Raw genomic sequence first — 8,337 nt, 5'->3', positions numbered from 1 at the left:
TGGTGGGTCAGCCACATTGATGTCGACTGACACACCATCGCGAGCAGGCTCGCTCCTACAGGGGATTTTTGGTGTTTGAGAGAATATGGAAGGTACAAAAAAGGGAGGCCATTTTGGGCCTCCCTTTTTCAGTGCGATTTGCCGTTACAGGCTGGCAATCCGTGCATGCTGCTCAGCCAGCTTGCCCAAAGCCTGTTCGGCTTCAGCCAGTTTGGCGCGTTCCTTGTCGATGACTTCGGCGGGTGCCTTGTCAACGAAACCGGCATTGGACAGCTTGCCGCCCACGCGCTGGACTTCGCCCTGGAGGCGCAGGATTTCCTTGTCCAGACGTGCCAGTTCAGCGTCCTTGTCGATCAGGCCGGCCATCGGTACCAGCACTTCCATCTCGCCCACCAGCGCGGTAGCGGACAGCGGTGCTTCTTCGCCGGCAGCCAATACGGTGATGGATTCGAGGCGAGCCAGTTTCTTCAACAGGGCTTCGTTCTCGGTGAGACGGCGCTGATCTTCGGCGCTGACGTTTTTCAGGAACAGGTTCAGCGGCTTGCCTGGGCCGATGTTCATTTCGCCACGGATGTTGCGCGTGCCGAGCATCAGTTCCTTGAGCCACTCAATGTCGTTCTCGGCGGCCGGATCGATGCGCTCTTCATTGGCCACTGGCCAAGGTTGCAGCATGATCGTCTTGCCTTCGATGCCGGCCAGCGGCGCGATGCGCTGCCAGATTTCTTCGGTGATGAACGGCATGAACGGGTGGGCCAGGCGCAACGCGACTTCCAGCACGCGAACGAGCGTGCGACGGGTGCCACGTTGACGCTCGACCGGTGCGTTTTCGTCCCACAGCACAGGCTTGGACAGTTCGAGGTACCAGTCGCAATACTGGTTCCAGATGAACTCGTACAGGGCTTGTGCCGCCAGGTCGAAGCGGAACTGGTCGAGTTGACGGGTCACTTCGGCTTCGGTGCGTTGCAGCTGCGAAATGATCCAGCGATCCGCCAGGGACAATTCGTAGGCTTCGCCGTTCTGGCCGCAGTCTTCGCCCTTGTCCAGAACGTAGCGTGCCGCGTTCCAGATCTTGTTGCAGAAGTTGCGATAGCCTTCGACGCGGCCCATGTCGAACTTGATGTCGCGACCGGTGGACGCCAGCGAGCAGAAGGTGAAGCGCAGGGCGTCGGTGCCGTAGCTGGCGATGCCGTCGGCGAACTCGTCGCGGGTCTGCTTCTCGATCTTCTTCGCCAGTTTCGGCTGCATCATGCCGGAGGTGCGTTTCTGCACCAGGTCTTCCAGCTCGATACCGTCGATGATGTCCAGCGGGTCCAGGACGTTGCCCTTGGACTTGGACATCTTCTGGCCCTGGCCATCACGCACCAGGCCGTGAACATACACGGTCTTGAACGGAACCTGCGGTGTGCCGTCTTCGTTTTTCACCAGGTGCATGGTGAGCATGATCATCCGGGCAACCCAGAAGAAAATGATGTCGAAACCGGTCACCAGGACGTCGGTGGAGTGAAATTTCTTCAGGAACTCGGTCTGCTCAGGCCAGCCGAGCGTGGAGAACGTCCACAACCCCGAACTGAACCAGGTGTCGAGAACGTCGTTGTCCTGTTGCAGCGCCACGTCCGGGCCGAGGTTGTGCTTGGCACGCACTTCGGCTTCGTCGCGACCAACGTAGACCTTGCCCGACTCGTCGTACCAGGCCGGAATCCGGTGGCCCCACCATAATTGACGGCTGATGCACCAATCCTGGATGTCGCGCATCCACGAGAAGTACATGTTTTCGTACTGTTTCGGTACGAAGGCAATGCGCCCGTCCTCAACGGCAGCAATCGCAGGCTCGGCCAATGGTTTGGTCGACACGTACCACTGGTCGGTCAGCCACGGCTCGATGATGGTCCCGGAACGGTCACCCTTCGGTACTTTCAGTGCGTGATCGTTGACGCTGACCAGCAAACCGGCGGCATCGAACGCAGCAACAATTTGCTTGCGCGCTTCGAAGCGGTCGAGGCCGACGTATTCGGCCGGGATTTTGCCATCGATGCTTTCGTTGAGCGTGCCGTCGAGGTTGAACACCTGACAGGCCGGCAATACGGCAGCGTTCTTGTCGAAGATGTTCAGCAGCGGCAGGTTGTGGCGCTTGCCGACTTCGTAGTCGTTGAAATCGTGGGCCGGGGTGATTTTCACGCAGCCGGTGCCGAATTCAGGATCGCAGTAATCGTCGGCGATGATCGGGATGCGGCGGCCGACCAGCGGCAACTCGACAAACTTGCCGATCAGGGCTTGGTAGCGTTCATCGTTCGGGTTAACGGCCACGGCGGCGTCGCCGAGCATGGTTTCCGGGCGAGTGGTCGCGACGATCAGGAAATCGTTGCCGTCAGCGGTCTTGGCGCCGTCGGCCAGCGGGTATTTCAGGTTCCACAGGAAACCTTTTTCGTCGTGGTTTTCCACTTCGAGGTCGGAAATCGCCGTGTGCAGCTTGGTGTCCCAGTTGACCAGACGCTTGCCGCGGTAGATCAGGCCGTCTTCGTGCAGGCGAACGAAGGCTTCTTTAACCGCTTCCGAGAGACCGTCGTCCATGGTGAAGCGCTCACGGCCCCAGTCCACGGACGAGCCAAGGCGGCGGATCTGACGGCTGATGTTGCCGCCGGATTGATCCTTCCATTCCCAGACTTTCTCGAGGAATTTCTCACGACCCAGGTCGTGACGGTTCTGGCCTTGAGCTTCGAGTTGACGCTCCACCAGCATTTGCGTGGCGATACCGGCATGGTCGGTGCCCGGCTGCCACAGGGTGTTGCGACCCTGCATGCGGCGGAAACGGATCAGGGCGTCCATGATCGCGTTGTTGAAGCCGTGACCCATGTGCAGGCTGCCGGTGACGTTCGGCGGCGGGATCATGATGGTGTAGGACTCGCCCGCGCCTTGCGGGGCGAAGTAATTCTCAGACTCCCAGGTGTTGTACCAGGAAGTTTCAATGGCGTGCGGCTGGTAGGTCTTATCCATGCGCGGCGGGACCCTATTGGCATTAATTCAGGAAAAGCCGACGAGTATAGCGGGGCATGGGGCGCAGGGCGAGTGAGTGCGGACAGGGCGCAGGGCAAAATGTGTTGGCAAGCCTTCGTGGCGAGGGAGCTTGCTCCCGCTGGGTCGCGAAGCGGCCCCGATTTCTTCAGGTCTGATTAGGACAGTCGGGGGAGCGCGTTCAGGCTTTGCGGTTGCTTCGCAACCGAGCGGGAGCAAGCTCCCTCGCCCCAAAAGATCCCTGCCAGGGAAGGTAGGAGGTTACTCGTACTGGCTGAGCAACCGTTCCATCCGCGCCGCAAGCCGGCGTTTGATCTCGGTTTCGATGTGCGGGGCGAAGTCGTCGATCACGTCTTGCATGATCAACTGAGCAGCGGCGCGCAATTCGCCGTCCAGGTGCAGCAAGTCGTCGGGGCTTTTGCTGGCGACGGGAGCGGCAGGGCTAGGGGCGGGTGGTGTCGGTTCGACAGTTGGCTGGCTGGCGCTGACTGTGTCGAACAGCATCGGAATCTGTTCCTGGTCACCGTCCTCGACCGTGTCGGTCAGCAGCGGTGGTTGCAGGTTGTCATCGCCGAGCAGTTGGCGGATCGACTCGAGGTCGTCCAGCAGATGCGCGGACTGTTGTTGCGGTTTTGGAGTGTCCATCGGAATGCTCAGAGTCGCTGTAAACGGTGATCTTGCAGAGGATAGCCCTGTTCGCGATAGAAACGGAAACTCTCCCGCGCAGCCGTGCGAATCACCGGGTCTTCCACCACCACTTCCGCCACCCGGGCGAACTGTTTGGCGAAGGCCGGGACTTTCAGGTCAAGGTTGACCAGCAGGTCCTGATGCTGACCGCAGTCATCGCCCAGACCCAGCACAATCAGACTGTCCGGCTCGCTTTCTGCGGGGCCGTGGGGCACGAAGCTTTCGCCCTTGAAGGCCCACAAGCGCGCATCGAGATCGTCACGCTGGGCGGCATCGCTGCAGTGCAGGTAAATGCGGTGGCCCATGCGCCAGGCTTTTTCGGTGAGCTTGCAGGCAAAATCCAGCCGCGCCGACGGATCGGTGCTGGGCAGGATATAGAAGTCGACTTTGGTCATTGCGGTTCCTGAGCCTTGAGCGGCGTCGCCCGAAAGCAACGCCGCCCAAGGTCATCGGTTTCAGGCTTTGGCGCGGTCCAGCAGGTATTGGGTCAGCAGGGGAACCGGACGGCCGGTGGCGCCCTTGTCCTTGCCGCCGCTGGTCCAGGCCGTGCCGGCGATGTCCAGGTGGGCCCAATTCAGGTTCTTGGTGAAGCGCGACAGGAAGCAGGCCGCGGTGATGGTGCCGGCTTTCGGGCCGCCAATGTTGGCGATGTCGGCGAACGGGCTGTCCAGCTGCTCTTGATATTCATCGAACAGCGGCAGTTGCCAGGCGCGGTCGTCCGCAGCCTTGCCGGCGCTCAACAGCTGACCGATCAGTTCGTCGTTGTTGCCCAGCAGGCCCGAAGTGTGGGCGCCCAGCGCAACAACGCAAGCACCGGTCAGGGTGGCGATGTCGATCACGGCTTGCGGCTTGAAGCGCTCGGAGTAGGTCAGGGCATCGCACAGCACCAGACGGCCTTCGGCGTCGGTGTTGAGGATTTCCACGGTCTGGCCGCTCATGGTGGTGACGATGTCGCCCGGGCGCGATGCGTTGCCGCTCGGCATGTTCTCGGCGCAGGCCAGGATGCAGACCAGGTTGATCGGCAGTTTCAGCTCGAGCACGGCGCGCAGGGTACCGAACACGCTGGCGGCGCCGCCCATGTCGTACTTCATTTCGTCCATGCCGGCGCCTGGCTTCAGGCTGATGCCGCCGGTGTCAAAGGTGATGCCTTTGCCGACCAGTGCGTACGGCTTCTCGGATTTCTTGCCGCCGTTGTATTGCATGACGATCAGGCGCGGTGGCTGGGCGCTGCCCTGACCCACGGCGTAGAACGAGCCCATGCCCAGGTCCTTGATCTTCTTCTCATCGAGGACTTCGACTTTCAGGCTCTTGAATTCTTTGCCCAGGTCCTTGGCCTGTTCGCCGAGGAAGGTCGGGTGGCAGATGTTCGGCGGCAGGTTGCCCAGGTTGCGGGTGTACGCCATGCCGTTGGCGATGGCGGTGGCGTGGGCCACGGCGCGTTCGACTTCGGCCTGTGCAGCCTTGATGGTCACCAGGGTGACTTTCTTCAGGGCGCGAGGTTCGGCTTTCTGGCTCTTGAACTGGTCGAAGGTGTATTCGCCGTCCACCAGGGTTTCGGCCAGCAGACGGGTCTTGCCGTAGCTGTCGCGGCCTTTGACGACGATTTCGTCCAGGGCCAGCACCGCATCGCTGCCGCCCAGGCCTTTGAGGGTGTTGAGGACGCCGGCAATGATTTTACGGAACGGGCGATCGCCTAGTTCTTCGTCCTTGCCCACGCCGACCAGCAACACACGCTCGGCCTTGAGGTTCGCCAGGCTGTGCAGCAACAGGCTCTGGCCAACCTTGCCGGCCAGGTCACCGCGCTTGAGCACGGCGCTGATCGCGCCGCCGCTCAATTCGTCGAGTTGTTTGGCAACGGCGCCGAGTTTGCGGCCTTCGCCGACGGCGACCACCAGAGTGGCGGTCTTCAACGTTTCTGGGCTAACGCTTTTTACAACCAGTTCCATGTCCGGGTCCCTGAATGAGAAGTCAACACGCAAGCGCCCGACGCCAGGCGTCCGTCGCTTGCTTATAAATAGAGAGGCGCAAGTCACGGCCTGCGACAAAGGCCGCAGTTTGAACCTCGCTACCGGCGCCTGACAACCCTTGGCTGCATGAATGTAGGCGCGAGCTCGCTCGCGATGAACCCGAGATCCGCGTGGGTTGTCAGGCATCCCGCGTTATCGTTGGCGCCCATCGCGAGCGAGCTCGCTCCTACAGGCGTTTCCATGCATTGCGCAGTGACAGGCGCACCCAATCACAGGATAATGCGCCATCTTTTTCGGCGGCTCTGTCCTGCGGGTCGCCTGATACGTTTGCTTGTTTGGCCGCCTTAGCCTGACAACCCTGGAGTGTCTGGTTTGATCGTCTTCCGTTATCTGTCTCGCGAAGTCCTGTTGACCCTGAGCGCCGTCAGCGCCGTGCTGCTGGTCATCATCATGAGCGGGCGCTTCATCAAATACCTCGCCCAGGCCGCCTCGGGTCTACTGGATCCGGGCTCATTGTTCCTGATCATGGGCTTTCGTCTGCCGGGTTTCCTGCAGTTGATCCTGCCCTTGGGGCTGTTCCTGGGGATTCTGCTGGCGTACGGCCGGCTGTACCTGGAAAGCGAGATGACCGTGTTGTCGGCGACCGGCATGAGCCAGCAGCGTCTGTTTGTCATCACCCTGTTTCCGGCCACTCTGGTGGCCGTGGTCGTGGCCTGGTTGAGCCTGAGCCTGGCGCCACAAGGGGCCAATCAGTTCCAGCTGTTGCTGAACAAGCAGGACGCCCTGACCGAGTTCGATACCCTGGAGCCGGGCCGCTTCCAGGCCCTGCGTGACGGAACGCGGGTGACCTACACCGAAACGCTGACCGATGACCGCATCAACCTGGGTGGCGTGTTCATTTCGCAGAAAAACGCGTCGTCCGATAACAAGGACCGCGGGATTTCCGTGCTGGTGGCCGAGAAAGGCCGTCAGGAAATCCGCGCCGACGGTAACCGCTACCTGATTCTCGACAACGGCTACCGCTACGACGGTAACCCGGGGCAGGCCGACTACCGCTCGATCAAGTACGACGAATATGGCGTCCTGTTGCCAAAACCGGATGTCAGCGACGAAGTCACCGACCGCGATGCCATGCCCACCAGCACCTTGATGAACAGTGATGACCTGCGTTCGCGCACTGAACTGCAATGGCGTCTGTCCCTGCCGTTGCTGGTGTTCATCGTGACCCTGATGGCGGTGCCGCTGTCGCGCGTCAACCCGCGGCAGGGTCGTTTCCTCAAGCTTTTACCGGCGATTCTTCTTTATATGGCTTACCTGACCATCCTGATTGCCGCACGCGGCGCCCTCGAGAAGGGCAAGATACCGCCGGTGTTGGGCTTGTGGTGGGTGCACGTGTTATTCCTGGCCATCGGCCTGGGCCTGCTTTACTGGGAACCCCTGCAGTTGAAGCGGGCGAGTCGTCGCAGCGCGCTGGAGGTGGCTCGTGGTTAAGCTCGACCGCTACATCGGTAGCAGCGTCTTCATTGCGATTCTGGCGGTACTGGGGATCATTCTGGGTCTGGCGACGTTGTTTGCCTTCATTGACGAGATGGGTGAAGTCAGCGATACCTACACCCTGACCGACGTGTTGAGCTACGTGCTCCTGACCGCGCCGCGTCGTCTGTACGACATGCTGCCGATGGCCGCGCTGATTGGATGCCTCATTGGTCTTGGCAGTCTGGCCAGTAACAGCGAACTGACCATCATGCGCGCTGCGGGCGTATCGATCGGACGCATTGTCTGGGCGGTGATGAAGCCGATGCTGGTCCTGATGTTGGTGGGTGTGTTGATTGGCGAGTACATCGCGCCGGCCACTGAAAGCACCGCCCAGGCCAACCGCTCGCTGGCCCAGGGAAGCGGGGATGCGCAAAGCGCCAAGCATGGTCTGTGGCACCGCCAGGGTGACGAGTTCATTCACGTCAACTCCGTGCAGCCCAATGGCCTGCTGTATGGCGTTACCCGTTATCGCTTCGACGATCAACGCCGCATATTGTCCTCGAGCTTCTCCAAGCGTGCGGAGTTCGACAAAGATCACTGGCAGTTGACCGACGTCACGACCACGCTGTTCCACGACAAGAGTACAGAGGTGGTGACTGCACCGGTCGAACGCTGGAACGTCGCGCTGAGCCCGCAATTGCTGAGCACGGTGGTGATGTCGCCTGATTCGCTGTCGATCACCGGTTTGTGGGGTTACATCCACTATCTGGCTGACCAGGGGCTGAACAATGGCCGTTACTGGCTGGCATTTTGGGTCAAGGTGTTGCAACCGTTGGTCACCGCCGCACTGGTGCTGATGGCGATTTCCTTCATCTTTGGTCCGCTGCGCTCGGTGACCCTCGGTCAGCGCGTGTTTACGGGGGTGCTGGTCGGTTTCACCTTCCGCATCGTCCAGGATTTGTTGGGGCCTTCGAGCCTGGTGTTCGGTTTCTCGCCACTGTTTGCCGTGCTGGTTCCGGCGGGTGTCTGCGCCCTGGCCGGGGTCTGGTTGCTGCGTCGGGCCGGTTGATTACGGGTATTTCCCGCGTTGGCTGATGATAAAAAACGCCCCTGTCGCAAGACCGGGGCGTTTTTGTAGGTGCCGTCTGACCTGCGAACGTGACGCTTGCGCCGAGGATCAGGTACAATTCCCGGCTAT

At 60.8% G+C, this 8,337-nt stretch carries 6 protein-coding genes; 2 read left to right on the top strand and 4 right to left on the bottom strand.

The features are described from left to right. Positions 1 to 144: 144 nt before the first annotated feature. The 4 genes from EJA72_RS21850 to EJA72_RS21835 form a co-directional block, all read right to left on the bottom strand. Positions 145 to 2,991, bottom strand: a complete 2,847-nt coding sequence (locus tag EJA72_RS21850) for a valine--tRNA ligase (RefSeq protein ID WP_157713564.1) — start codon at positions 2,989 to 2,991, stop codon at positions 145 to 147. A 279-nt stretch (positions 2,992 to 3,270) separates the two neighbouring features. Further along, the gene (locus EJA72_RS21845) at positions 3,271 to 3,654 is read right to left on the bottom strand and encodes a DNA polymerase III subunit chi (protein WP_157713555.1); all 384 of its coding nucleotides are present in this window, start codon (positions 3,652 to 3,654) and stop codon (positions 3,271 to 3,273) included. Positions 3,655 to 3,662: 8 nt separating this feature from the next. Continuing rightward, on the bottom strand, positions 3,663 to 4,091 hold the full coding sequence (locus EJA72_RS21840) for a DNA polymerase III subunit chi (RefSeq protein WP_157713553.1): 429 nt from the start codon (positions 4,089 to 4,091) through the stop codon (positions 3,663 to 3,665). A gap of 60 nt (positions 4,092 to 4,151) precedes the next feature. After that, complete coding sequence (locus EJA72_RS21835; RefSeq protein WP_157713551.1) at positions 4,152 to 5,642, bottom strand: leucyl aminopeptidase; 1,491 nt, start codon at positions 5,640 to 5,642, stop codon at positions 4,152 to 4,154. Positions 5,643 to 6,035: 393 nt separating this feature from the next. On the opposite strand from EJA72_RS21835, the gene lptF reads away from it, so the two are divergent. Continuing rightward, the gene (lptF, locus tag EJA72_RS21830; RefSeq protein WP_157713537.1) at positions 6,036 to 7,154 is read left to right on the top strand and encodes an LPS export ABC transporter permease LptF; all 1,119 of its coding nucleotides are present in this window, start codon (positions 6,036 to 6,038) and stop codon (positions 7,152 to 7,154) included. Continuing rightward, positions 7,147 to 8,208: an LPS export ABC transporter permease LptG gene (gene lptG, locus EJA72_RS21825; protein WP_178129524.1), complete on the top strand. Its 1,062-nt coding sequence runs from the start codon at positions 7,147 to 7,149 to the stop codon at positions 8,206 to 8,208. Before lptF ends, lptG begins: the two co-directional genes overlap by 8 nt. Positions 8,209 to 8,337: the final 129 nt, after the last annotated feature.

The sequence above is a fragment of the Pseudomonas sp. PB120 genome (assembly GCF_009761815.1).
In the GTDB taxonomy this organism is placed as follows: domain Bacteria; phylum Pseudomonadota; class Gammaproteobacteria; order Pseudomonadales; family Pseudomonadaceae; genus Aquipseudomonas.
This window is presented reverse-complemented; position numbering and strand designations above follow the sequence as displayed.

Coding starts and splice junctions, on each gene's coding strand:
- EJA72_RS21850 (WP_157713564.1), bottom strand. CDS start 2,991: ATGGATAAGACCTACCAGCCGCACGCCATTGAAACTTCCTGGTACAAC.
- EJA72_RS21845 (WP_157713555.1), bottom strand. CDS start 3,654: ATGGACACTCCAAAACCGCAACAACAGTCCGCGCATCTGCTGGACGAC.
- EJA72_RS21840 (WP_157713553.1), bottom strand. CDS start 4,091: ATGACCAAAGTCGACTTCTATATCCTGCCCAGCACCGATCCGTCGGCG.
- EJA72_RS21835 (WP_157713551.1), bottom strand. CDS start 5,642: ATGGAACTGGTTGTAAAAAGCGTTAGCCCAGAAACGTTGAAGACCGCC.